The organism is Marinobacter sp. B-12 (genome assembly GCF_056857915.1).
This window is the reverse complement of record NZ_JBSXOB010000054.1, coordinates 62,751-87,005: the sequence shown is the minus strand read 5'-3', so window position 1 is coordinate 87,005 and position 24,255 is coordinate 62,751. Positions and strand designations below refer to the sequence as shown.

Annotated in this window: 21 protein-coding genes; 11 read left to right on the top strand and 10 right to left on the bottom strand. The window is 56.9% G+C overall.

Annotated features, from left to right (window positions below):
• Positions 1-70: 70 nt before the first annotated feature.
• Entirely contained in the window at positions 71-1,288 is a 1,218-nt protein-coding gene (gene malE / locus AC13D2_RS10795; RefSeq protein WP_420389403.1) for a maltose/maltodextrin ABC transporter substrate-binding protein MalE, read from the bottom strand.
• A 163-nt stretch (positions 1,289-1,451) separates the two neighbouring features.
• Entirely contained in the window at positions 1,452-2,387 is a 936-nt protein-coding gene (locus AC13D2_RS10790) for a D-2-hydroxyacid dehydrogenase (RefSeq protein ID WP_421911300.1), read from the bottom strand.
• Positions 2,388-2,484: 97 nt separating this feature from the next.
• Between AC13D2_RS10790 and tmpT the strand changes: the two genes are divergently transcribed.
• From tmpT to AC13D2_RS10770, 4 genes are all read left to right on the top strand, one after another.
• A complete protein-coding gene (tmpT, locus tag AC13D2_RS10785; protein WP_420389405.1) occupies positions 2,485-3,138 on the top strand; it encodes a thiopurine S-methyltransferase in 654 nt (217 codons plus the stop codon).
• A gap of 233 nt (positions 3,139-3,371) precedes the next feature.
• On the top strand, positions 3,372-5,294 hold the full coding sequence (locus tag AC13D2_RS10780; RefSeq protein WP_273063988.1) for a PrkA family serine protein kinase: 1,923 nt from the start codon (positions 3,372-3,374) through the stop codon (positions 5,292-5,294).
• Positions 5,295-5,333: 39 nt separating this feature from the next.
• A complete protein-coding gene (locus tag AC13D2_RS10775; protein WP_208855183.1) occupies positions 5,334-6,623 on the top strand; it encodes a YeaH/YhbH family protein in 1,290 nt (429 codons plus the stop codon).
• On the top strand, positions 6,620-8,167 hold the full coding sequence (locus AC13D2_RS10770) for a SpoVR family protein (protein ID WP_482938583.1): 1,548 nt from the start codon (positions 6,620-6,622) through the stop codon (positions 8,165-8,167). Before AC13D2_RS10775 ends, AC13D2_RS10770 begins: the two co-directional genes overlap by 4 nt.
• 16 nt (positions 8,168-8,183) lie before the next feature.
• Here AC13D2_RS10770 and AC13D2_RS10765 read toward each other — a convergent pair whose 3' ends face one another.
• The 4 genes from AC13D2_RS10765 to AC13D2_RS10750 form a co-directional block, all read right to left on the bottom strand.
• Positions 8,184-10,259: a TonB-dependent receptor family protein gene (locus AC13D2_RS10765; protein WP_482938582.1), complete on the bottom strand. Its 2,076-nt coding sequence runs from the start codon at positions 10,257-10,259 to the stop codon at positions 8,184-8,186.
• 19 nt (positions 10,260-10,278) lie between these two features.
• Positions 10,279-11,004: an LrgB family protein gene (locus AC13D2_RS10760; RefSeq protein ID WP_300498991.1), complete on the bottom strand. Its 726-nt coding sequence runs from the start codon at positions 11,002-11,004 to the stop codon at positions 10,279-10,281.
• Positions 10,997-11,377: a CidA/LrgA family protein gene (locus AC13D2_RS10755; RefSeq protein ID WP_482938581.1), complete on the bottom strand. Its 381-nt coding sequence runs from the start codon at positions 11,375-11,377 to the stop codon at positions 10,997-10,999. The genes AC13D2_RS10760 and AC13D2_RS10755 overlap by 8 nt, the downstream gene beginning before the upstream one ends.
• A gap of 63 nt (positions 11,378-11,440) precedes the next feature.
• Complete coding sequence (locus AC13D2_RS10750) at positions 11,441-12,343, bottom strand: bile acid:sodium symporter family protein (RefSeq protein ID WP_292046598.1); 903 nt, start codon at positions 12,341-12,343, stop codon at positions 11,441-11,443.
• A 267-nt stretch (positions 12,344-12,610) separates the two neighbouring features.
• On the opposite strand from AC13D2_RS10750, the gene AC13D2_RS10745 reads away from it, so the two are divergent.
• Positions 12,611-14,068, top strand: a complete 1,458-nt coding sequence (locus AC13D2_RS10745) for a WS/DGAT/MGAT family O-acyltransferase (protein WP_420389414.1) — start codon at positions 12,611-12,613, stop codon at positions 14,066-14,068.
• Positions 14,069-14,095: 27 nt separating this feature from the next.
• Here AC13D2_RS10745 and AC13D2_RS10740 read toward each other — a convergent pair whose 3' ends face one another.
• Positions 14,096-14,788, bottom strand: a complete 693-nt coding sequence (locus tag AC13D2_RS10740; RefSeq protein WP_300498994.1) for a Crp/Fnr family transcriptional regulator — start codon at positions 14,786-14,788, stop codon at positions 14,096-14,098.
• Between the two features lie 110 nt (positions 14,789-14,898).
• On the opposite strand from AC13D2_RS10740, the gene AC13D2_RS10735 reads away from it, so the two are divergent.
• The gene (locus AC13D2_RS10735; protein ID WP_292046602.1) at positions 14,899-15,669 is read left to right on the top strand and encodes a class II aldolase/adducin family protein; all 771 of its coding nucleotides are present in this window, start codon (positions 14,899-14,901) and stop codon (positions 15,667-15,669) included.
• A 13-nt stretch (positions 15,670-15,682) separates the two neighbouring features.
• Positions 15,683-16,276 carry an HD domain-containing protein gene (locus AC13D2_RS10730; RefSeq protein WP_292046604.1) on the top strand — a complete coding sequence of 198 codons (594 nt, stop codon included), beginning with the start codon at positions 15,683-15,685 and terminating at the stop codon, positions 16,274-16,276.
• Positions 16,277-16,295: 19 nt separating this feature from the next.
• Here AC13D2_RS10730 and AC13D2_RS10725 read toward each other — a convergent pair whose 3' ends face one another.
• Positions 16,296-16,922: a TetR family transcriptional regulator gene (locus AC13D2_RS10725; protein WP_300498995.1), complete on the bottom strand. Its 627-nt coding sequence runs from the start codon at positions 16,920-16,922 to the stop codon at positions 16,296-16,298.
• A 182-nt stretch (positions 16,923-17,104) separates the two neighbouring features.
• Between AC13D2_RS10725 and AC13D2_RS10720 the strand changes: the two genes are divergently transcribed.
• Together AC13D2_RS10720 and AC13D2_RS10715 are read left to right on the top strand one after the other, a co-directional pair.
• On the top strand, positions 17,105-18,208 hold the full coding sequence (locus AC13D2_RS10720; protein ID WP_300498996.1) for a ferredoxin reductase: 1,104 nt from the start codon (positions 17,105-17,107) through the stop codon (positions 18,206-18,208).
• A 68-nt stretch (positions 18,209-18,276) separates the two neighbouring features.
• The gene (locus AC13D2_RS10715; protein ID WP_292046608.1) at positions 18,277-19,371 is read left to right on the top strand and encodes a fatty acid desaturase family protein; all 1,095 of its coding nucleotides are present in this window, start codon (positions 18,277-18,279) and stop codon (positions 19,369-19,371) included.
• Here AC13D2_RS10715 and AC13D2_RS10710 read toward each other — a convergent pair.
• Positions 19,368-19,805: an RrF2 family transcriptional regulator gene (locus AC13D2_RS10710; protein ID WP_292046609.1), complete on the bottom strand. Its 438-nt coding sequence runs from the start codon at positions 19,803-19,805 to the stop codon at positions 19,368-19,370. The two genes, AC13D2_RS10715 and AC13D2_RS10710, sit on opposite strands and share 4 nt — an antisense overlap.
• Before the next feature lie 183 nt (positions 19,806-19,988).
• On the opposite strand from AC13D2_RS10710, the gene moaA reads away from it, so the two are divergent.
• Positions 19,989-20,981 carry a GTP 3',8-cyclase MoaA gene (moaA, locus tag AC13D2_RS10705; RefSeq protein ID WP_292046610.1) on the top strand — a complete coding sequence of 331 codons (993 nt, stop codon included), beginning with the start codon at positions 19,989-19,991 and terminating at the stop codon, positions 20,979-20,981.
• 118 nt (positions 20,982-21,099) lie between these two features.
• On the opposite strand, the gene hemN is transcribed toward moaA, so the two are convergent.
• Positions 21,100-22,518, bottom strand: a complete 1,419-nt coding sequence (gene hemN, locus AC13D2_RS10700; RefSeq protein WP_292046611.1) for an oxygen-independent coproporphyrinogen III oxidase — start codon at positions 22,516-22,518, stop codon at positions 21,100-21,102.
• A 189-nt stretch (positions 22,519-22,707) separates the two neighbouring features.
• Here hemN and AC13D2_RS10695 point away from each other — a divergent pair, with 189 nt between their 5' ends.
• Positions 22,708-24,240 carry a cryptochrome/photolyase family protein gene (locus tag AC13D2_RS10695; RefSeq protein WP_482938580.1) on the top strand — a complete coding sequence of 511 codons (1,533 nt, stop codon included), beginning with the start codon at positions 22,708-22,710 and terminating at the stop codon, positions 24,238-24,240.
• The last annotated feature ends 15 nt before the right edge of the window (positions 24,241-24,255 follow it).

Sequence of the window (24,255 nt, the reverse complement as noted above, 5' to 3'; positions counted from 1 at the left end):
AGTATGGCGTATTGTGTGGCTTTTACTAGCGGTTTCGATTCAGTAACACGTTACCATCCACTGAAACCGGTCAATTGGTCACATAGTGCCGACGCGTCCAGCCTCGCATGTCATCCAGCCGCTCAAGCCGGCCTGCGGCCTCTTTGAGTGTGGACGCTATGGGGTAATCATCGGCCAGCATGCCGTCAAAGCGGATGGTCATCAAATCCCAGAAGCGTTTCATCTCAGGAATGTTGGGCATGATTTCCCCACGACTGGCGGAACGGAAGGTATGGTCGATAAACGGGTCTTCGCTGAGGGTTTTCACCACATCCAGATGAGCAACGGCTCCCAGGGGCTTGTCATCATTGACGGCGTGAAGGCCTGACTCCGTCAGCAGATAGTCCTCCATGAACTGACGTGCCAGTTCGTGGTTGGTGGACACCGCGCTGATCCCCGCGGCCAATACGCCCACAAAGGGTTTTCCAGGTTCACCGCTGACAGTGGGCACGTCGGCAATGCCCACGTTGATACCGGCGTCCCGTATCTCGCTCCAGGCCCAGGGACCGTTGATGATCATCGCTGTCTGGCCAGTTTTGAATCCGGTCATCATGGTGCCGTAATCCGCGCCTGCCGACAGCACACCGGAATCCAGCAAGTCTTTTATGCCTGCCACGGCACCAACAGCGCCATCTGTATCCACACCAACATCGGAAAGGTCGTAGACCCGGTTTGCCACACCAAAGCTATAGCCACCAGATCCGGCGAATACGGGCCAGGAGAAATACACATTCCTGTAATCCCAGGAGATGGCCTCGATACCCTGTGCGCTCAGCCGTTGATGCTCAGCTTCCACGCCCTTCAGGGTGGTGGGCGGTTCTGAAATCAGGTCCTTGTTGTAGAGCAGACTGACTACTTCCATGGCAATCGGGTAGCCATACACCCGATCGCCCACGGAAACTGCCTGCCAGGCGAAGGGCGCAATGGCCTCGCGCACCTGCCCGGATGGCTCAATGGGTCGCAAGTGGCCCTCGTTTATCCAGCTTCCAAAACGATCATGGGGCCAGATCACGATATCGGGTGCCTTGGAGGAATAACCGTAATGATCGTACTCGGAGGTAAGATCGTCCGGCGTCTCCACGGTCACCGGAATACCCGTTTCGGCCTCGAAGCGCCGGCCAACCTCAGCCAGTCCTTCATACCCCTTGTCGGAGTTGATCCAGATAAGCAGTTCACCGCGTTCAAAAGAGAACGCCGGCGCGGAAAAGAAAACACAGGAAAGCACAAGAGCCAGGAGGGGTCTGATCATAGGTATCGCCCTGTTTGTTATTGTTTGAGCGTTGGTGAAACGCATGCCCCTATCGGGGGCATTTCACAGGGAGTTTAGGCAGGTAGGAACCGCAGCCGCGTCATACGGCTGCGAACTTTTCAGGGGGGAGTCAGGGGGCGTACCCGGGACAACCGTCAGGAAATCAGACCAGCGAAGAGAGGTTACGTGCCGTAATGTCGACGATTCGTTGCCGCGCTTCCCGACTCGCCCAGGCCGAATGCGGCGTCACAATCAGGTTCGGGATATCATCCGCCAGCAGCGGGTTGCCATGGCGGGGTGGCTCCTCCGTCAGCACATCAAAACCGGCACCGCCAATGGTCCCGGCTCGCAGGGCATCGGCCAGTGCCTGCTCATCCACCAGGCCGCCACGGCTGGTGTTGATCAGTAGCGCCTCCTTTTTCATCATCTTCAGTTCACTGGCGCCTATCATATTCCGGGTGTCATCCGTCAGCAGGCAATGAAGCGACAGCACATCCACCTTTGGCAGCAGCTCATCCATGGGCATCCGGGGGTAACCGTCCACCTCGCCAGCCGTCTGGCCCGGTCTTGCGCCAAGCAGAATATTCATACCGAATGCCTTTGCGCGCTCAACAACACCTCGCCCCAGGTCGCCATAGCCAAAGACCCCCAGCGTGCGCCCTTCCAGTTCCATGATGGGGTGATCCATCAGACAGAACATCGAGCTTTGTCCCCAACGCCCGGCCCGCACGTCCTTGTCGTAATCCACCAAACGCGTGGCCAGCGCGAGAATCAACGCCATGGTATGCTGCGCCACGGTGGAGCGGCCGTAGTTGGTCACGTTCATCACCGTTACGTTGTGGTCTTTCGCTGCCTCCTTATCAATGTTGTTCAGCCCCGTCGCCACCACTGCAACCGTCTTCAGCTCCGGGCAGGCTTCGAAGTGCTCCCGCGACAGCACAACCTTATTAACCAACACCGTGTCGAATCCCCGTATGCGTTCCTGCACTTGCTCGGGGGACGTCCGCGGATGTTTGACCATCTCCCCGGTCATTGCCTCAATCGGCGAGAGATCCACATCGTTGCCCAGTGTGTCTGCGTCCAGAAATACGGCTTTCATTCGTCGTTCCTTATTCGTGAAGTTTTTGGCCGACCAACAGAGCCCCAGATTAAGTTAGACTGAGCTAAACCTCCAATTGGCGAAAAGGGGAACACTCATGGAACATCAGTTCTGGCATGAACGCTGGGCCAAGAAAGAAATCGGCTTCCACGAAGGCACCGTTAATCAGTACCTCCATGACCACTGGCCAGAGTTCGCCGGCAATGGCACCAGTGCCGTGCTTGTTCCCTTGTGCGGCAAGGCCCATGACATGTGGTGGCTCCATGACCGCGGCCATGCTGTCCTCGGCGTGGAATTGAGTGACGTTGCCTGCAAGGACTTTTTCGAAGAGGGCCAGGAGAAAGCGAAGGTTCACCCGGGTGAGCCTTTCACCAAATTTGCCCACGACGATCTGCAGCTTTGGTGCGGCGATTTTTTCCAATTGGTGCCGGAGGACCTGAAGCACATCCGGCTGGTGTACGACCGTGCCGCCCTGATCGCGCTGCCACCCCACATGCGCCAGGATTATGTCGACCACCTGACCGCCGTGATTCCGGATGGCACCCACATACTTTTGATCACTCTGGACTACGACACCGACATCAAGGGCCCACCGTTCAATGTCAGTGACGAAGAAGTACAGAAACTATACTCCGCTGATTACGAGATCGAACACATACTCACCAATACATTGGCAAAGGATCACCCTTTTACCAAGCGTAAAGGCCTTGCTGGCGCGACGGAAAGCGTGTTCCGTCTCAGAAAGCGCTGATACACAATTTAATGAACCTTAACGCTTTTACTCCTGTCCAAGTCCCGAAGCTTGAACTAAGCTCACAGTAACAAGACCGACATAAACGCGTCAGCGCAAATCGGTCTGTTACTCCCTATACTTCCACCCATAACCATAACGACCGCCTGGAGCGGCGGACCCAACAGCAACGGGGATATTGTGTGAACTAAAAGCTGTCTTTTCATGGCAAGAAAGCAAGCGAGGGGCCATCTATGAGCATAATGCAGCATTTCAAAGACCGGTATGAAGCAACTCAGGAGGAAGAATACACTCTTGAGGAATACCTGGAGATCTGCAAAAAGGACCCGGCGGCATACGCCACTGCCGCAGAAAGGATGTTACTGGCCATTGGCGAGCCGGAACATATCGACACATCCCGTGACTCCCGGCTGTCACGTATCTTTTCCAACAAGGTGATCAAGCGTTACCCGGAATTCTCCGAGTTCTATGGCATGGAAGAGGCCGTGGAAAACATCGTCTCCTTCTTCCGCCACGCTGCCCAGGGCCTGGAAGAGAAAAAACAGATCCTCTACCTGCTTGGCCCCGTCGGTGGCGGCAAGTCCTCGCTCGCTGAAAAACTCAAGTCACTGATGCAGAAAGTGCCCTTCTATGCGATCAAGGGCTCACCGGTCAACGAGTCGCCACTAGGCCTGTTCGATCCCGCCGAGGATGCGAGTATTCTGGAAGAGGAATACGGTATCCCGCCCCGCTACCTCAAGTCCATCATGTCACCCTGGGCGGTAAAACGCCTGCATGAGTATGGCGGCGACATCAGTCAGTTCCGTGTGGTCAAGATGTATCCGTCGGTACTGGACCAGGTGGGTGTATCCAAGACCGAGCCCGGTGATGACAATAACCAGGACATTTCCGCCCTCGTAGGCAAGGTGAATATCCGCATGCTGGAAGACTTTTCCCAGGATGACCCGGACGCCTACAGCTTCAGCGGCGGCCTGTGCAAGGCCAACCAGGGCCTGATGGAATTCGTGGAAATGTTCAAGGCGCCTATCAAGGTGCTGCATCCGTTGCTCACCGCCACCCAGGAAGGCAACTACAACACCACTGAAGGCATGGGCTCCGTGCCGTTCGACGGTATTATCCTGGCCCACTCCAACGAGTCCGAGTGGCAGACTTTCCGCAACAACAAGCATAACGAGGCCTTCCTTGACCGGGTATACATCGTCAAGGTGCCCTACTGCCTGCGGGTGACGGAAGAGATTGATATCTATCGCAAATTGCTGCGCGACAGCTCTCTCTCCGGCGCCCCCTGCGCACCGGACACCCTGGATATGCTGGCGCAGTTCTCCATCCTGTCGCGCGTCAAGGAGCCAGAAAACTCCAGCATCTTTTCCAAGATGCGGGTCTACGATGGCCAGAACATCAAGGATACCGACCCCAAAGCCAAGTCGATCCAGGAATATCGCGATTCAGCCGGCGTGAATGAGGGCATGGACGGACTGTCCACTCGTTTCGCGTTCAAGATTCTGTCCAAGGTGTTCAACTTTGACACCACAGAGGTGGCGGCTAACCCGGTGCATCTGCTCTATGTGCTGGAAAAACAGATCGAGCAGGAGCAATTCCAGGCCGAAACCCACGACCGCTACCTGCGGTTTATCAAGGAGTTCCTGGCGCCTCACTACGTTGAGTTTATTGGCAAGGAAATCCAGACGGCTTACCTCGAAAGCTACAGCGAATACGGCCAGAACCTGTTCGATCGCTACGTCACCTATGCCGACTTCTGGATTCAGGATCAGGAATACCGTGATCCGGAAACCGGGGAAATTCTCGACCGCTCGTCCATTAACGACGAACTGGAGAAAATCGAGAAGCCTGCCGGCATCAGTAACCCGAAAGACTTCCGCAACGAGGTGGTCAATTTCGTGTTGCGGGCACGGGCGAACAACCAGGGTCGCAACCCGTCCTGGCTCAGCTACGAAAAACTGCGCAGCGTGATCGAGAAGAAAATGTTCTCCAATACCGAGGACCTGCTGCCGGTTATTTCCTTCAATCCGAAGGCCAGCCAGGAGGATCAGAACAAGCACAAGCAGTTCGTCGAACGTATGGTCGATCGAGGCTACACGGAGAAACAGGTCCGTCTCCTTGCGGAATGGTACCTGCGGGTTCGTAAGTCTCAATAAGTCAGCCTTCATACGCTGAACTGGAGTGAAACTATGGGTATGACCCACGTAGTCGACCGGCGACTGAACGGCAAAAACAAGAGCGCGGTAAACCGGGAACGTTTCCTGCGCCGTTACCGCCATCACATCAAGAAGGCAGTGGCGGACGCGGTTCACCGGCGCTCCATTACGGATATTGAGCGTGGCGAGAACGTCAGTATTCCTTCCCGGGATACTGACGAACCGATTTTCCACCATGGCCAGGGCGGCAAACGGGAGATGGTGCATCCGGGCAACAAGGAGTTCGTAACCGGTGACACTGTGCCCAAGCCTCCGGGAGGTGGCGGCGGAGGCCAGGGACAGGGTCAGGCCAGCCCGGACGGCGAAGGCATGGATGAGTTTGCCTTCCAGATCACCCAGGAAGAGTTCCTCGACTTTCTGTTTGATGATCTGGAGCTGCCTAATCTCGCCCGTAAAAAGCTGAAAGACACCGAGGCGTTCAAATACGTTCGCTCCGGTTTTTCAACCCAGGGCATTCCCGCCAAGCTGGACGTGGTTCGTTCGTTACGAGGCGCCCATGCCCGCCGCCTTGGGCTCGGCGGTGCACGCCGTAAGAAAATACGCCGAATGGAGGAAGAGCTGGCTGCACTAAGAAGTGCACCGGAGGATCTGGACCCGGCGTTCAGCCACGAGGACCAGATCAAAGCCCTGGAGGATGAAATTGCCGATCTAAAGGCCAATGTCCGGCGCATCCCGTTCATTGACGAGATTGACTTGCGTTACCGCCAGCACATCAAGAAGCCACAACCGGCCACCAGCGCCGTGATGTTCTGCCTGATGGATGTGTCCGGGTCGATGACCCAGATGCACAAGGACATCGCCAAACGCTTCTTTATTCTGCTGTATCTGTTCCTGAAGAAGAACTACAAGAAGATCGAAGTGGTCTTCATCCGCCACCACACCAGCGCCAAGGAAGTGGACGAGGAAGAGTTCTTCTACTCACGGGAAACCGGCGGCACGATTGTCTCCAGCGCCCTCAAGCTGATGCATAAGATCATCGAGTCCCGGTATTCTCCGGCGGAATGGAACATCTATGCCGCCCAGGCTTCAGACGGTGACAACTGGAACGATGACTCTCCTATCTGCAGCAAGTTACTGGCCGATAGCATCCTGCCACTGGTCCAGTACTACGCCTATGTGGAGATCACGCCCCAGGATCACCAGATGCTTTGGTACGAATACGAGAAGATCCAGGAGCGGTTCCCGCAGAGCTTCGCGCTGCAGCAGATCGCCGATCCCGGTGAAATCTATCCGGTCTTCCGTCAGCTGTTCGAGAGGAAAGCCGCATGACCGACACCATCGACAGACCCAACGAGCCGAAAACCCGGGAACCCATATCCACCAGTTCTGAGTGGACCTTCCCGCTGATCGAGAAATACGACGAGGAAATCGCCAAATGCGCGGCAGAGTTCGGCCTCGACACCTACCCCAACCAGGTAGAGGTGATCAGCGCCGAACAGATGATGGACGCCTACAGCTCGGTCGGCATGCCCGTGGGGTACCACCACTGGTCCTTCGGCAAGCAGTTCCTGTCTACCTCGAAAGGGTATCAGCGGGGGCAGATGGGTCTTGCCTACGAGATCGTGATCAACTCAGACCCCTGCATTGCCTACTTGATGGAGGAGAACACCCTGCCCATGCAGGCACTGGTCATTGCCCACGCTTCCTATGGCCACAACTCGTTCTTCAAGGGCAACTACCTGTTCCGAACCTGGACCGACGCCAGCGCCATCATTGACTACCTGGTGTTTGCCCGCAACTACGTGGCGGAATGCGAGGAGCGTTACGGCCTTGATGCGGTTGAAGAAATCCTGGATTCCTGCCACGCCCTGATGAACTACGGCGTTGACCGCTACAAGCGCCCCGCGCCGATCTCCGCCGCCGAGGAACTGCGCCGGCAAAAAGAGCGTGAGGAATACCAACAGCGCCGGCTCAACGATCTTTGGCGCACCATCCCAAAACTGGGCGAGGACGACGACCCGGTGAGTCGCAAGAAGCGCTACCCGGAGGAACCCCAGGAGAACATCCTCTACTTCATCGAGAAGAACGCACCACTGCTGGAGACCTGGCAACGGGAAATCATCCGTATCGTTCGCAAGCTGGGCCAGTACTTCTACCCGCAGCGCCAGACCCAGGTCATGAACGAGGGTTGGGCCACTTTCTGGCATTACACCCTGCTGCACCGGATGTACGACAAGGGCCTTGTGAACGACGGCTTTATGATGGAGTTCCTGCAAAGTCATACGGCTGTGGTTTACCAGCCACCTTTTGACAGCCCCTGGTATTCGGGCATCAACCCCTACACCCTGGGTTTTTCGATGTTTACTGACCTGCGTCGGATCTGTGAAAACCCCACCGACGAGGATCGGGAATGGTTTCCGGACTTTGCGGGTTCTGATTGGCTGGAAACCCTGCATTTCGCCATGAAGAATTTCAAGGATGAGAGCTTCATCCAGCAGTTCCTGTCCCCAAAAGTAATGAGGGACCTGAAGCTTTTTGCCATTCAGAACGATGACGAGGAAGACGTCTACAGAATCACCGCCATCCACGATGACCCTGGCTACCGCAGCCTTCGGGAAAAGCTGGCACGGCAATACAACCTGAGCTACCGAGAACCCAATATCCAGGTATGGAACGTGGATGTCAGGGGGGATCGTTCACTCACCCTGCGGCACATTCCCGTCGACCGGGTTCCACTTGGCGACGACACCGACGAGGTGCTTCGTCACGTGCATCGTTTGTGGGGCTTTGATGTGCACCTGGAAAGTGTCGATGACGGCATGGTCATGGAAGAATGCCACTGTCCGGAACGGGAGCCGGATGACGCGGATTGAATGTGGCCATTGATTGTCAGAACGCCCACTCCAGCCCGGCATAAAAAGTTCTGCCGGGCGCGGGTTCATAGTATCCGCGATCTTCGATGGGCCTGTCTGCGTTGGCGTTGATGCGGATGTTGCTGAAGTAATCCTCATCCAGCAGATTGCGGATACCACCGTAGACGCTGAGGTTCTGATTGCCCAGGCGAACGGTATCACCGGTCCGGATCCCCAGCAGCCAGTAGTCGCTGACCCTGGTCTGGTTGCTGTTCTCGGCGTACAAATCACCAACGTACTGCCATTCCAGGGCAGCAAACCGCTGCCCGTCACCGCGCCACTCCACTTCCGTAACCCATTGCTCCTGCGGCAACCCCGGCAGGCGATTGCCATCGGCGTCATTGCCCTGCTCGTCGGTGAAGTCCTTGAGTGTGTAGTCCGCCAGGGTCACGGCACTGGTTACCCGCCAGGTGTAGGAGATGTCCCACTGCAGGCCGAACTCGACCCCATTCCTTTCTGTGCGACCAGCGTTTTCGTAGAAGGTACGATTATTGATCTCGTAGGGCAGGATTTCGTCGTCCACCCGGATGGAGAACAGCGCCAGGTCGTAACGGATCCCTTGGCCCAGGCCGCCGCGTATACCAACTTCCCGGTTAAGCGCCTGCTGGGGCTCAATGTCGGGATTGAAGCCACCGCTGCCGTCAGGATTGGCAAATTCTGTGAAGGTGGGCGCTTCAAAGGCTGTGCCCACCGTGGCGTAGAACTGCTGGCGTGGCGCCAACCGATAGCTGACTCCCGCAAAGCCGCTGAATTCCCGATAGGTGCGGCTGCCGGAATCGTCGCCGTCGCTGGTCCTGTGATCGTCCACCGATAGCCGCAAGCGATCAAACCGGGTGCCCAGAGACACGTTCAGGCGCTCCGTCAATGCCAGATCACCCTGGGCAAACACCGCGGCGGTAGTGCCGTTCTGGGTTTCGTCCTGGGTCTGTCCGGTGACATCACCGTCAAACGACACCGAATAGCGCCGGCGTTCATCAACCTGGCGATGAAGATCCGCGCCCACCACCCAGGTCAGCGGAAGGCCCGCTACCTCGCTGCCCTGCTGGTAGTCCGTACTGACGCCATAAAACTGCCGGTCGTAGGCAATCCGGCTGGGGCCGGGGAACGGCAATTGCTGGGCAAAATCACGGTGCGTGAAAAAAGTACTGATGGCCAGGTCTCCGGAACCCACTTCGCCAGTTTCATACAGCAATCCGAGCGTCTGCTGGTCTACATCCTGACCGGCGTCAAGCCGTTCGGCATTGGCCGTCGCCTGGCGGCGATCCTGTTCCACCTGGCTCGCTGTCAGGCCGGCCGGGTCTTCTGCTTTCGGCGTGTGCAAGGCGTTGAAGGTGGCCGTTAAACGCTGGTCTGCTCCCCAATCATGGGACACCCGCCCATTGAAAAGACCTTTCTCAACCTGGCTCTGATCGCGGTAGCCGTTGTAGTTGAGCCAGGACGCAGTTGCGATACCACTCGTCGCCCCCTCACTTCCGTTGGCCTGGAACGTGGTTTTGTAATAGTCGTTGCTTCCCACGTCCTGACGCAGGCGTGCGCCCGGCGACCGTTCGTCTCCCCGGGCCGTGGTAATGTCGATCACTCCGCCCGAGGCGTTACCGTACTGAACCGACGACGGCCCGCGAATCACTTCAATGCGCTGTGCCGAGTCCAGGTCCACCGCGTCGATCTGAGATTGCCCATCGGGCAAAGTGTAGGGGATACCATCCACCTGGATGCGAATGCCGCGAATGCCGAACGGTGCCCGGGCGCCAAAACCGCGGGTGGACAGCCGCAGATTCTGGGCGAAGTTGTAGCGGTTCTGGAAGAACAGCCCGGGGACAGTATCCAGGGACTCGTCCAGTTGCAGCCTCTGTTGGCCCTCCCGGATATCCGGTGCATTGGTCACGGAAACCGCTGCAGGGGTCTCGTAGAGCTCTCTCTCAAGTCGGGGCGACGTCACCTTGATGACGTTGTCGTCTTGCGACTCCACGCTTTGCTGCGCATTGGCGGTGCCCCATGCTCCAACGAATATCAGCGCCGAAAAGACCACGATCAACATCCTGATAATAACCACTTTACCTCCTGCTGCCAGGTTAAATACCGAGTAGATCCACCAACCACGGCACAATCAACGCCGTCGCAAACGCCGACAACGCCATGGCCAACCCAGAGAAAGCCCCCATCTGGGAACTGACCTGAAACGCCCGTGCCGTACCTATGCCATGGGCCGCGACGCCCATGGCAATACCCTTCACACTGTCGTCGGTGATGCGCATCCATTCAAACAGCTTGGTGCCGAGCACGGCGCCAACAATACCTGTGGCCACTACCAGAACAGCGGTCAGGGACGGGATGCCTCCAATGGTTTCCGAAATCCCCATGGCAACCGGCGCCGTGGCGGATTTGGGCGCCAGAGACATCTGGATTTCCGTGGAGCCGCCAAGCAGCCAGGCAAGCCCGATGGAACTGCCCGCTGCAATCAAGACACCGCACAACAGGGAAATGGATACCGGCAACCAGAGTTGGCGCAAGCGGGAAAACTGCTGGTAAAGGGGAACCGCCAGCGCCACGGTGGCTGGCCCCAACAGGAAGTGAACGAACTGTCCGCCTTCGAAGTATTCGTCGTAGGAGGTACCAGTGAGCATCAACAGGGCAATCAGCATCGCCACTGAGGTAACCACCGGGTTGGCCAGAGGGCTGGAGTTGGACTTCAGGTATAGGCGGTAGGCAAGGCCATAGGCTACCAGCGTTATGGTCAGGCCAAGCAACGGCGACGTTGAAAGATAAACCCAGATATCACGAATGGCCGGCTCATTCATCCCGCTGCCCTCCCGCGTTTTCGGGTCGGGTAAACCATCGCGAGGTTATCTGCATAATGCCGGCGGTGGCGACCATGGTGATAATAGTGGAGAGAAACAGAGCCAGCGTGATCGGCAGCCACTCATCCGCAATCCGGCCGAAATGACTCATCATGCCAACACCCGCCGGTACGAACAGTAACGACAGATGGCTAAGCAAGGCGCTGGAGGCGTTCTCCAGTGGCTCCGGTGTGTTGCCCCGAACCATCAAGGTCAGGAACAGCATGACCATTCCCAGCACAGGCCCTGGAATCGGCAGTGAGAGAAGGCGAACAGTGACTTCCCCTGCCAACTGATACACCAGCAGCAGGGTAATTCCGTTGAGAAAATTCATGGTGGCAGCTCCCGACAGAAAAACGACCCCAGTCAGGAGCATAGCCACTAAGCGGCCCCGTGCCTACCCGGCCTTGGTCTCTGGACGCGATTGGGTAATGGTTGTAGCGGGTATCACTTTCCGGCCGTAGGCCGCCAACAGGAATCCGATCGGGAACATCAGCACGCCGTAGACCGCCGCCGGGATCGACATGGTGCTGGACTCCAACAGTGTCAGCGTCACCAGTAGGGCAATGGTGCTGTTCTTGATGCCCAACTCCACGGCAACCGCAATGGACTCGCGCTGGGTCAGACCAACGGCGCGACCTGCCAGGAGCCCCACGAATATGCCGGCAATGTTCAGCAACAGGGTTGCCGGGCCGGCCTGTCGCAGCAGGTCCCAGATCTGGTCGCGTACGCCCCAGATCAGCCCGACAACCAACAACGCCAGGACCACACCCCCAAACACGCTGACCGCGCTTTCTGCACGGCGTGAGAGCTCTGGCGCCCGGGTGCGGAAAACCATCCCAATCGCCACAGGGAACAGGACAATACCCACCAGCATGCCCACCGTTCTTCCCACCGGCAGCGTGATGGACTCCTCCGTACCGGCATAGAGTTGAAGCGCATAGTTGGTGAACAACGGCAGTGTCACGATGGTTATAAGACTGGCCGTGACCGTCAGCACTATCGACAGGGCAATGTTCCCCCGGGACAGCAGCACGAACAGATTGGAGGTGGTACCGCCCGGACAGGCCGCAATGATCACCAGCCCCACGGCAATCGCAGATGACAGGTCGAGTATGGAAGCAATGGCAAAGGCCACCAAGGGCATGAGCAATATCTGCGCAACGGTACCCACAACCATGCCTTTTGGAAAAACCGCCACTTGGCGGAAGTCCCTGACCGTCAGGGTCATACCTATACCGATCATGATGATAAACAGGGCAATCGGCAGCCCTGCAGAGATCAGTGGACTGGATTCCACAGTGCCTCCAGAGTTTTTGTTGTATTGAAGTTAGCCAGCGAAAGAAAATAGCACAGGAGGCCACAAAAAAGTGAATCGTGATTCGCAACGACGTGTAACCGCAGGAAGGACAGAATGGAGGGTTGCGTGCAAAAAGCTGAACTTTTCAACGTGCGTGTTCGTGTGATTGTCTCGGTTGTTGCGTATACTTTCGAACAACAACTATACGAATCCAAACGCATCAGATTACGTGCAGTTTGGCAGCTTCAAAAAGCAAGAGGACGATCAATGAAACGGCTGGGCACACTGGACGCCTCCTGGTTGGCGGTGGAATCGGAAGACACTCCGATGCACGTCGGTAACCTGCAGATTTTTTCACTACCGGAAAATGCTCCGGAGACGTTTCTCAGAGACATGCTCGCGCGCATGAAAGCAGATGCCGATGTAGCGCCACCCTGGTGCTACAAGCTCGCCTTTTCAGGGTTCCTGGGCCGCCTGGTCGCTCCGTCCTGGAAAGTCGACAAAAAGCTCGACCTGGATTACCACGTTCGCCACTCGGCATTGCCCCGCCCTGGCAGCGAGCGTGAGTTGGGTATCCTGGTGTCTCGACTGCATTCCAACCCGCTGGATTTCTCCCGCCCGCTGTGGGAATGCCACATTATCGAGGGCCTGGAAAACAACCGATTTGCGCTCTACACCAAGATGCACCACTCCATGATAGATGGCATCAGCGGTGTTCGGCTGATGCAGCGGGTGCTCAGCAAGGATCCCGGTGAGATTAATATGCTGCCGCCATGGTCGGTACGTCCGGAACGAACACGCGGCAGCAAGACAGATTCCGAGGCCAGCATTTCCGCCGCCCTGTCCCAGGCAATGGAAGCCCTGAGGATTCAGGCCGACATGGCCCCGCGCCTTTGGGATGCCATGAACCGCCTGATCCAGTCCGCACGACACCCGGAAGAGGGGCTGACCGCCCCATTTGCCGGCCCGGTTTCCGCCCTCAACCACCGAGTCACCGGTCAGCGGCGGTTTGCCACCCAGCACTACCAGTTAGAGCGAATCAAAAAGGTCGCCCAGGCGTCTAACGGCTCCCTTAACGATATTGTGCTTTACCTCTGTGGCACTGCCCTGCGTCGTTTTCTTGTTGAACAGGATAACCTGCCGGATACGCCACTCACCGCCGGAATTCCGGTGAATATCCGCCCCTCCGATGACCAGGGGACCGGCACCCAGATCAGCTTCATGATTGCTTCTCTGGCCACCGACGAAGCCGACCCTCTCGAACGGCTGAAGAACATCAAACACTCTACCCGCAGGGCCAAACAACACCTTCAGAAGCTGCCGCGCAAAGCCCTGACTCAGTACACCATGCTGCTGATGTCACCCTACATCCTGCAGTTGATGTCTGGCCTCGGCGGGCGAATGCGCCCGGTGTTCAACGTGACCATCTCCAACGTACCGGGGCCCGGGGAAACCCTTTACTATGAGGGCGCTCGGCTGGAGGCGATGTACCCGGTTTCGCTGATTGCCCATGGCGGTGCTCTCAATATTACCTGCCTGAGCTATACCGGTTCATTGAATTTTGGCTTCACGGGTTGTCGCGATACGTTGCCCAGCATGCAGAAGCTGGCGGTCTACACCGGCGAGGCTCTGGATGAACTGGAAGACCTGGTTTTGTCACCACCAAACCAGACCAAAACCAACATTCGAAGGGTGCCCCGCAAAAAAACTGCGGAAAAGAGCTAACAGGTCTCCGGTGCCCTTGGGACTGAGTTACTCAATGGTCTCCAGGTGTCGCTGCAACGCGGTCGGATCAGGTAACAGGATCCGGCCGTAAGCCAGCTCCAGCAGCCCTGAACGCTCAAAATTTTTAATCCATTTATGCACACCCTGGCGGGTCATACCCATCATATTGGCAATGTGCTCGCGGGTGATCCAGATTGTGACCGGGTCAGTACCGACATCGCCGTTGCCCTGGATTTCTGCCAGAAACAACAGTCGTCGCCCTATCCTGGCGGCAACACCCCGTAGTGCATCGTCCTCAATGATGGACATAGCGGCCCATAACCGCCTGCTGACCATATCAAGAATAACCGGGTAGCCTTCCGGGTATGTCGCCATGAGTTCGCGAAATGCCTCCCCCGGTATTTCTATCAGCGTTACGGCCTCGTGGGCAGTAGCACCGTATACCCGCCGCATGCCGGGAGAAAACACCGAATCTCCGAACCAGGTACCCGCGCTGAACATGATCAGGGTGGCTTCCCGCCCCGCAGGGTTCACAGAACTTATGCGAACCACACCGCTGGCAATGATGTTGAGGGTCGATATTGCCGAACCTTTGCTGTAAATGAGTTCGTTAGCCTCAAAACGGCGAATCCGTGCGATACCCTCCAGATCATCAATCGCCGGCTCGGGAAATCCGGAGAATAAGGGGCAGCGGGCGAGAACAGTCTTGATATCCTTCATGGGTAAGAATTGTAAACGATTTGACAGTCTTCGCCGATCACTCGCACCTACACTCAATGAATGGCTACACACTCACCACAACAAGAACACCCGATTTGAGAGGCCGCACCATGTCCGAACAACTTTCAATTCCGTCAAAAAGAGATCTTGTCAGCAAGGAAGAATGGCAGCTTCGAGTCGACCTCGCCGCGGCCTATCGACTGGTCGCACTGTACGGCTGGGACGATCTGGTATTCACCCATATCTCCGCACGGATACCCGGTGACGAGCACCACTTTCTTATTAATCCATACGGTATGATGTTCGAGGAAATTACAGCCTCCAGCCTGGTGCGAGTGGACCAGGACGCCAACAAGATCAACCCTGACGACTTCGATATCAATCCTGCGGGCTTCACCATCCATAGCGCCATCCACCAGGTCAGGGACGATGCCGCCTGTGTCATGCATTTGCACACCACCGACGGTATTGCCGTATCCGCCCAGCAGGAGGGCCTGCTGCCGCTATCCCAGCAGAGCCTGTTTGCACTGGCGAGCCTGTCGTATCACGACTATGAAGGCGTGGCGTTACGGGAAGACGAAAAGGCCCGCCTGCAGCAGGATCTCGGCAATACCAATTTCATGATTCTTCGCAACCACGGCCTGCTTACTACCGGCACCAGTATTCCCGATGCCTTCCTGGCCATGTACATACTGCAAACGTCCTGTCAGATTCAAATCAGGGCACTATCGGGCGATCGCCCACTGACGCCAATTCCTGCCGGCATTGTAGACACCATCAGGCAACAGGCAGACCAGGTAACCAAAGGCCTGGGCGGCAAGCTGGCCTGGCCGGGCCTGCTTCGCAAGCTCGACCGCATTGATGCCAGTTTCCGGGAATAAGGGAGAGAACAGGATGAGCCAACCGACAAAGAACCAGGCCACATTCACTCATATGAAAGACGGCAAGGCCGAAGACTGGCAGATCATCGCGTCTTCATTCGGGGAATTCGCCAAAGCCCTGCCAGATCGGATTCTATCGCACCTCAAAATGCTGGAAGGCGACTTTGGTGGTTTTCCGGTTGACCGGCTGACGCACTGCCTGCAAACGGCCACATTGGCGCACCAGGATGGAAAAGACGACGAATACGTAGTTTGCGCCCTGCTACACGATATTGGTGACACTTTGGGCACCTATAACCATGCAGATGTCGCCGCAGTGCTACTGGAACCATTCGTCAGCGACGCTAATCACTGGATGATAAAGCATCACGCTATCTTTCAGGGCTACTTCTTCTTTCACTATCTTGGTATGAACCGGGATATGAGAGACCAGTACCGGGACCACCCACACTTCGAACGCACCATCGAGTTTGTTCACAAGTATGACTCACCCGCATTCGACCCTGATGCGGAAACGTTACCTCTTTCCTACTTCGAGCCCATGGTACGACAGGTGTTCGCTCAGCCTGTGCGATCCCTCTACAAGGATGCCGAAAGCGTCATGTGACCCGGAACACCACGTGGGCTCATGACTGACTCTTCCAGTTGGCTGCGCCCACAAAAATCAGCTGTAGAAAGCGTGCGGTTCGCTGCCGCACCTGTTCTTCCTGATATTCGTCGTCGGGAGAAATCCCCAGAATGTCCGTCAGGCTGAAGGCAACACTGCGCACCACCAGATCACAGGTGAGATCGAGATCGGCGTCGCTCAGGTGATCAGCTACTTTCAGACGCCGAAGATCATTGGCCAATTCGCTGGCAAAATAGCGCATTTCGCTGCGAATGCCTTCCTGTACCGCCCGGCTCTCCCCCGCCAGCCCCTGGGCCATAAACATGAAAAAACTGCGATTATTGCGGGCGTGAGTGATAAAAATACCGACCGATTCGTCGATCAGTTTGTCCGCCTGCAATACGTTCGCCCGCGCCTCACGCATCATGCGTCGAAGCACCAGCCCCAATTCGTCCACCAACTGCAATCCCAGGTCATCCATGTTGCGGAAATGCCGGTAAAACGACGTCGGCACCACGCCTGCCTGCCGGGTGACTTCCCGGATGCCCAGGCTGGCAAAGTGCCGCCCCTTCCCTACCAGGGCCAGGGCCGCGCCCATTAGTTTTTCGCGGGTTTCACCCGGCTTACGTCGTTGTTTGTCTGCCATGACCTGGAATTAGCTCATCGGTTGATCACAAGCCAACAAGTGTACACAGACCCACGCTAAAAATAACCCGAACTTGTCATTAGAGGACAATGTTAATGGCTTGATTGCCGCCCAACGCTTCGATGTGTACAGTCGTACACATTAGTGAACACTTGTACACATCAGTGCAAAGGAGCGCGATCATGATATCGGTACTGGAAACGTCACCGACCCTGCACTGGCTGGGCAGGCAGCTTTTTAACCGGGACGACCCGGCTGCCTTTTTCGACCCCCTGCTGGAGCGCATCAACCCCATGTGGGTACGGCAGTACACGCCGGCCAGGGTGAAGGCCATCCACAACGAAACCGCCGACACCAAAACCTTTGTCCTGGCGCCGGCCGGGCGCTGGAAAGGCTTTGCCGCTGGCCAGCACGTCAATATTGGCATTGATGTCGACGGTGTGCGTCGCAACCGAACCTTCAGCCTGTCCAGCTCGCCTATTCAATGGCGCGCAGACGGCACCATTACCCTGACCATCAAACGACTTCCCGGTGGCCTGGTGACCAACTGGATGCACGACCATCTGGAGCCCGGTGCGGTCATCGGATTGGGAGAGGCGTTCGGGGATTTCCGGATTCCCGATCCCCAGGAGCCGGCCTTATACATCGCTGGCGGCAGCGGTATCACCCCGGTGTTGAGCCAACTGGAAACCATGGCGGCGTCCGACTACCGGGCGCCGGTGACCCTGCTGTATTTCGTGCGCACCCAGGCGGATGTGATTGCTGCGGAAAAGCTGCACGCACTGGCCAGTCGCTGGCCGGCCTTTACCCTGAAGGTGTTTGCCACCAACGACACCCAGCCGCCCCGGTTCCTCAGCGAGCAACATCTGGATGAAGTTCCCGGCATTGCGGCCCGACGGTGCTACCTCTGCGGACCGAAAGGGCTCATGGACCTGGCCAACGATCTGCTGTTTCGGCGGGGTATTGGCGAAGACCGCATTCACAGCACCTTCTTCTCCGCACCCTCCGCACATCTTGACACCGAAACCCTCGGAGGAGCGGTGCATTTCCAACGCAGCAACCTGGATATCTCGTCCGAAGGCGATGCAGTACTGCTGGACATTGCCGAGGCCGCGAAACTGTCGCCACGTTACGGCTGCCGCATGGGCATCTGTCACCAGTGCAGTTGCCGCAAGACCAGCGGCACTGTGATCAACCGCCTGACCGGGAAAGCTTCCGGCCCGGGCGAGGAAACCATTCAGCTTTGTGTGTCTGTTCCGAGTGGGCCGGTGTCTGTTGAACTTTGACCGGCCCCACCACAACGCCTGAACCCATTATTCGCAGACATGGTTCGACCATTCTGCAAGGAGTCACCATGAAGACGATGAACGAAACACAACTGAAAGAGCTTGAAAAAGACCTGGACACCATTCGTGACCAGGTGATCTCCGATCTCGGCGAACGAGACGCCCGTTACATCCGCAGGATCGTTCGGCTTCACAGATCCCTCGAAATCGGTGGCCGGGTGCTGATGCCCTTTGGGTTTATCCCGCCAGTATTCCTGGCGGCCACCACGGCATTGGGCATCTCCAAGATTATCGAGAACATGGAAATCGGTCACAACGTCATGCATGGCCAGTATGACTGGATGAACGACCCGTCACTCCACTCCCAGACCTATGAGTGGGATACCGTGTGCACTGGCGATTCCTGGCGCCGCACCCATAACTACGAGCACCACACCTACACCAATATCATTGGCAAGGACCGGGATTACGGCTACGCCCTGCTCCGCCTGAGCGACGACGACAAATGGAAGCCGGCCCATACCCTGCAGTTCATCAACTACGTTCTGCTGAGCGTGTTCTTCCAGTGGGGGGTGGGGCTGCATGAACTGGAGTCTGAACGAATCCACCGCCGGGAAATTTCGGTACGGGAAAAGATACCGTTCCTGAAGGACTTCTTCCGCAAGGGCGGGCGTCAGGCGTTCAAGGACTATGTGTTCTTCCCGTTGATTACCTTTCCGGTGGCCCCCGTGGTGCTGGCGGGCAACATTGGCGCCAACCTGATCCGTAACCTGTGGTCGTCCACCGTCATTTTCTGTGGTCACTTTACCCAGGATGCAGAGACATTTACCGAGAAAGAATGCGAAGGTGAGAGCAAGGGCCACTGGTACCTGCGCCAGCTAACGGGCTCCAGCAACTTTACCGGCGGGAAGTGGGTGCACCTGTTGAGCGGTCACCTGAGCTATCAGGTCGAACATCACGTGTTCCCGGACCTGCCGGCCCACCGCTATCCCGAAATCTCGGAGAAGGTTCAGGCGGTGTGCAAGAAACACGGTATTCCGTACAACACCGGCACCTTTGCAAAACAGTATTCAACCGTGCTGAAACGCATTTTCGGCTATTCACTACCGGACCGGATGCGCAACCGGCTGCTACCGGAATTCAGCAACCGGGCGGTGGGTTAAGCGATCTGCAAAAGTCGTAGCAACTGAGGGCGATGCTGGTCGTGAATAATATCGGCCAGCGTGTATCGGTCCAGCACCTCCAGGAATGCCGCCAAGGCCTCGCCGAACATCGATTTCAATCCGCAGACCGGCGTGATGCGGCAGGCATCCCCGGAGGCAAAACATTCCACAACACTGAGGTCCTGTTCGGTTTCCCTGACCAGGGTGCCAACGTTAATGTCCCCCGGTGCCATTTGCAGGCGCATCCCTCCTTTCTTGCCACGAACGGTTTCGATGTAGCCTTTCTTGTTGAGTTGATGAACGACTTTCATCAGGTGATTCCTGGAGATCTCATAGCTGTCGGCAATCTGTTGGATGGTCACCAGCTCATCACCCTGCACCGCCAGGTAAACCAGAACACGCAGGGAGTAATCGGTGTAACGGGTGATATGCATTCATCAACTCCAATAAGTCATCGATCAGGTTCACACCGAAAGTGGCCAAACCGATACTTGTATACGCAGAACTCATGAAACCGGTTCTTACGCCCGAATGGTTCTTTTGTCGATATTGGGTTGGGTTATTCGCCACACATTGGTTATGCTTGTTGTATACAAAGCCAGACGGGGAATTTACCCATGCCCAACGCCACGCTGACAGACCGTTTTGGTCGCACCGTCAACTATGTGCGTCTGTCCGTCACAGACCGCTGCGATTTCCGGTGCGTGTACTGCATGGCCGAGGAGATGACCTTCCTGCCGCGGCAGCAGGTGCTGACGCTTGAAGAGATTGCCCAGGTGGCAAAGACCTTCGTATCCCTGGGCACCGAAAAGATTCGGTTGACCGGGGGAGAGCCGCTTGTAAGACGGGGCATTCTGGAACTGGTCAAGGAAATCGGCACATTTGGCCTGCGGGACTTTGCCATGACCACCAATGGCAGCCAGTTGCCCACCATGGCAGAGCCACTGCGCAAGGCCGGGCTCAAACGGTTGAATATCAGCCTGGATTCCCTGGATGCCGAGAAGTTCAGCCGCATCACCCGCACCGGACGGCTTGCCCAGGTTCTTGAGGGTATAGACGCCGCAAAAGAAGCGGGGTTTGAGGGCATCAAACTCAATACCGTTGTCATGAAAGGCGGCAACGATCAGGAAGTACCAGAGCTGGTGGAGTTTGCCCGCAAAAAGAAGGTGGACATTACCTTCATCGAGGAAATGCCACTGGGTGAGATTTCCGATCATGATCGCGGGCAGGTGCTATGCACCAGCGACGAAGTGCGCGATATCATCAGCCAGCGCCATGAACTGGTTCCCACACCGGAGGATTCCGGCGGCCCCGCCCGGTACTACCGCATGCCTGACAGCGACGTTCGGGTCGGTTTCATCTCGCCCCATTCCCACAATTTCTGCTCCACCTGCAACCGCGTTCGGGTCACGGTGGAAGGCCGCCTGCTGCTGTGCCTGGGCAATGAGCATTCCGTTGATCTTCGCCGCGTGCTACGCGGCCATCCGGAAACCGACGACAAACTCCGTGAAGCCATCATCAATGCCATGGACCTGAAACCGGAGCGCCATCACTTTTCCACCGAGGGTGATGTCCAGATTCTTCGGTTTATGAATATGACCGGGGGCTAAGGCTCGCCTACCCCCGGACTTGAGTGGCTGCAGCCCAATGTAGTCCCGCTGAAAGCCGGTGGAGAAGATGCCAGGAAATGGCGCCAGGCATCACACCGCCCTTCAGGGACCGGCCGGATCAGATAATTCGCGAGAACCGCTGGCTCGCACCCTTCTTTCGGTAAAGGTCAAAGATCTGACAAATGGCCCGAATCAGCAGCCGACCTGCGGGCTGAACCTGAAGAACACTGCCATCATCCGCAATCAGCCCATCTTGAACCATAGGCTTCAGGCGGTTCAGCTCATCGGTGAAGTAACGATCCAGATCTTCCTGCCACACTTCCGCGAATAACTTTCGATCAAGCCGGAACTGGCAGATCAGTTGGCCAATCACCCAGCGGCGTATGCGGTCGTCCCGGGTCAGATTTACGCCTTTGGTAATGGCAAGCTGGCCCGCATCAATAGACGCTTCCCAAGACGGCAGATCGTGGTTGTTCTGAAAGTAGGCGTCGTCAGTCTGGCCAATCGCGGACACACCCAACGACACCAGGTCGCAATCGGAATGGGTGGTATACCCCTGGAAATTACGGTGCAGCCGGCCTTCTCGCTGTGCCACTGCCAGACTGTCATCCGGCTTGGCGAAATGGTCCATGCCGATGTATTCGTACCCCGCCTCCAGCAATCGGTTGATGGTGTTGTGCAGGATGGACAGCTTCTGCTGTGGGGTGGGCAACGTATCCGCGATGATGCGGGTTTGGGGGTAGAACCGATCTGGCAGGTGAGCATAACTGAACACCGACAGACGGTCCGGTGACATCTCGATGACTGTTTCCAGGGTTTCGGAAAAGCTCTCCGGTGTCTGGTACGGCAGGCCGTAAATCAGGTCCAGGTTGATGGAGCGGAAGCCGATACGGCGGGCTTCATTCAATACCAACTCGGTCATCTCGCGAGGCTGAATGCGATTGACCGCTTGCTGAACCTGGAGATTCACATCCTGCACACCCAGGCTGATACGGTTAAAACCCAGCTCCCGGAGCGTAGGCAGGGTGTCCAGGTCGACCTCTCGCGGGTCAATTTCCACGCTGTAGTCGCGATCTTCATCGGTCTGCAGGTTGAATAGTTCGCCATAACCGGCCATCAGGTGTGCCATGACATCGCTCGGCAGAAAGGTGGGCGTACCCCCGCCCCAATGCAATTGCTTCACAGGCCGGTCTGCCCCGAAAAACCGGGCTTGTATCGCAGCCTCCTTCAGCAACCTTTCCACGTATGGAATCGCCTTGTGGCGCTTTCTGGTAATCACTTTGTTGCAGGCACAGTAGTAGCAAAGATGTGCGCAAAAAGGCAGATGCGTATAAAGAGACAGCGGCCTGCCACTGGCCTTGCTGCGGGCTGCCGCTTTGAACATGTCCTTCACCGGGTAATGCTGGTTGAACTCCACCGCCGTCGGATAGGACGTGTAGCGCGGGCCACTGAGATCATAACGCCGGATGAGCGCTTCATCCCAAATGAATTCTGGGAGAATGGATTCAGTGGATGCACGTGCGGGAATGGAAGCCATAGTTAGAACTCTGAACGTCAAAGGATTGGTCAAGCCAAGGGTTGCGACCAGTTTATAAGAACTGCTCCCCAGGCATCTTGATGCGGATCAGTTCACCGATCACCAGCCTTTATCAACCTGCCACCTGAACCACCCTTGTCTTCATGGCGTATTCTGCTTACCCCCTTAGAGAGAGAAGTCACCGAAACTATGGCGAACCTGATTCTGATACTCGGCGACCAACTGACAACGGATATCAGCGCACTTGGTGACGCTGACAGGGATCAGGACGTGGTGGTAATGGCGGAAGTCCATGACGAAGCCAGCTACACCAATCACCACAAGAAGAAACTGATTCTGCTGTTCAGCGCCATGCGGCATTTTGCCCAGCGGCTGGAGGCTGACGGCTGGCGGGTCCACTACCAGACCTACCACCCCGACAACGAATCCCAAAGTCTCGAGGCTGTCATCGCCAATCAGCTCAAAGAGACAGGCACTGACAAAGTGATCACCACAGAGTGCGGCGAGTGGAGATTACACGAGCTGATCAGCCAGTGGCATGAGCGCCTGGGTGTGCCGGTGGAGATCCGGCCAGATACACGTTTTATCGCCAGCAAACAGGAGTTTTCGGACTGGGCAGAGGGACGTAAGCAGCTGCGAATGGAATTCTTCTACCGGGAAATGCGACGAAAAACCGGCTTATTGATGACACCAGATAGCACGCCTGAGGGCGGCGAATGGAATTTCGACGCCGACAACCGCCGCAAGTGGACGGGAAAACCGGCGGCCCCGGCCTCCTTTCGCGTTGAGCCCGACAAGGTGACTCAGCAGGTGATTGAGCTGGTAGAGCAACACTTTACCGAACACTTCGGCACCACGGAGGATTTTCACTTTGCCGTCACCCACGAGGACGCGGAGCAGGCGCTGGCGTACTTCATCGATTTCGCCCTGCCCTGTTTCGGCGACTTTCAGGATGCCATGTCCGACAATGAAGACTGGCTGTTTCACTCCATCCTTTCGCCCTACATCAATTGCGGTTTGCTGGATCCACTGGCCGTCTGCGAAGCAGCGGCACAGGCCTGGTATTCGGGGCGTGCGCCGATTAATGCTGTGGAGGGTTTTGTTCGCCAGATCCTGGGCTGGCGCGAGTTTGTGCGCGGAATCTATTGGCTGCACATGCCGGGTTACGCACGGGAAAACCGGCTTGGCAATACCCGTTCCCTGCCCTGGTTCTACTGGACCGGGGACACCAAAATGCGCTGTATGCACAAAGCCATTGATGCTACCCGCCGCAACGCCTATGCACACCATATCCAGCGGCTGATGGTGACCGGTAATTTCGCGTTGCTGGCCGGCGTCAAACCCGAGGAAATCTGCGACTGGTACCTGGCGGTGTACGCGGACGCCTACGACTGGGTGGAGCTACCCAACGTGCTGGGCATGGTGATGCACGCAGACGGTGGCTACCTCGGGTCGAAACCCTATGCCGCCAGCGGCAAGTATATCCAGCGCATGTCGGACCACTGCAGTAACTGCCACTACAAGGTCAACAAGGCCACGGAAGAAGACGCCTGCCCCTTCAACGCACTCTACTGGCATTTCATCAACCGCCACCGGGACGACTTTGCCAACAATCCGCGCATGGGCATGATGTACCGCAACTGGGACAAACAAAAACCGGAGCGGCGGGAGGCGCTGCTCCGGCGTGCCGACGACTTGCTGGCACATCTGGAGCAGCTCTGAACAAAGAGAGGGGCT

What these genes read in the sequence shown, in the direction of transcription:
- malE (WP_420389403.1), bottom strand. Translation starts at nt 1,288, where the DNA reads ATGATCAGACCCCTCCTGGCTCTTGTGCTTTCCTGTGTTTTCTTTTCC.
- AC13D2_RS10790 (WP_421911300.1), bottom strand. Translation starts at nt 2,387, where the DNA reads ATGAAAGCCGTATTTCTGGACGCAGACACACTGGGCAACGATGTGGAT.
- tmpT (WP_420389405.1), top strand. Translation starts at nt 2,485, where the DNA reads ATGGAACATCAGTTCTGGCATGAACGCTGGGCCAAGAAAGAAATCGGC.
- AC13D2_RS10780 (WP_273063988.1), top strand. Translation starts at nt 3,372, where the DNA reads ATGAGCATAATGCAGCATTTCAAAGACCGGTATGAAGCAACTCAGGAG.
- AC13D2_RS10775 (WP_208855183.1), top strand. Translation starts at nt 5,334, where the DNA reads ATGACCCACGTAGTCGACCGGCGACTGAACGGCAAAAACAAGAGCGCG.
- AC13D2_RS10770 (WP_482938583.1), top strand. Translation starts at nt 6,620, where the DNA reads ATGACCGACACCATCGACAGACCCAACGAGCCGAAAACCCGGGAACCC.
- AC13D2_RS10760 (WP_300498991.1), bottom strand. Translation starts at nt 11,004, where the DNA reads ATGAATGAGCCGGCCATTCGTGATATCTGGGTTTATCTTTCAACGTCG.
- AC13D2_RS10755 (WP_482938581.1), bottom strand. Translation starts at nt 11,377, where the DNA reads ATGAATTTTCTCAACGGAATTACCCTGCTGCTGGTGTATCAGTTGGCA.
- AC13D2_RS10745 (WP_420389414.1), top strand. Translation starts at nt 12,611, where the DNA reads ATGAAACGGCTGGGCACACTGGACGCCTCCTGGTTGGCGGTGGAATCG.
- AC13D2_RS10740 (WP_300498994.1), bottom strand. Translation starts at nt 14,788, where the DNA reads ATGAAGGATATCAAGACTGTTCTCGCCCGCTGCCCCTTATTCTCCGGA.
- AC13D2_RS10735 (WP_292046602.1), top strand. Translation starts at nt 14,899, where the DNA reads ATGTCCGAACAACTTTCAATTCCGTCAAAAAGAGATCTTGTCAGCAAG.
- AC13D2_RS10730 (WP_292046604.1), top strand. Translation starts at nt 15,683, where the DNA reads ATGAGCCAACCGACAAAGAACCAGGCCACATTCACTCATATGAAAGAC.
- AC13D2_RS10725 (WP_300498995.1), bottom strand. Translation starts at nt 16,922, where the DNA reads ATGGCAGACAAACAACGACGTAAGCCGGGTGAAACCCGCGAAAAACTA.
- AC13D2_RS10720 (WP_300498996.1), top strand. Translation starts at nt 17,105, where the DNA reads ATGATATCGGTACTGGAAACGTCACCGACCCTGCACTGGCTGGGCAGG.
- AC13D2_RS10715 (WP_292046608.1), top strand. Translation starts at nt 18,277, where the DNA reads ATGAAGACGATGAACGAAACACAACTGAAAGAGCTTGAAAAAGACCTG.
- AC13D2_RS10710 (WP_292046609.1), bottom strand. Translation starts at nt 19,805, where the DNA reads ATGCATATCACCCGTTACACCGATTACTCCCTGCGTGTTCTGGTTTAC.
- moaA (WP_292046610.1), top strand. Translation starts at nt 19,989, where the DNA reads ATGCCCAACGCCACGCTGACAGACCGTTTTGGTCGCACCGTCAACTAT.
- hemN (WP_292046611.1), bottom strand. Translation starts at nt 22,518, where the DNA reads ATGGCTTCCATTCCCGCACGTGCATCCACTGAATCCATTCTCCCAGAA.
- AC13D2_RS10695 (WP_482938580.1), top strand. Translation starts at nt 22,708, where the DNA reads ATGGCGAACCTGATTCTGATACTCGGCGACCAACTGACAACGGATATC.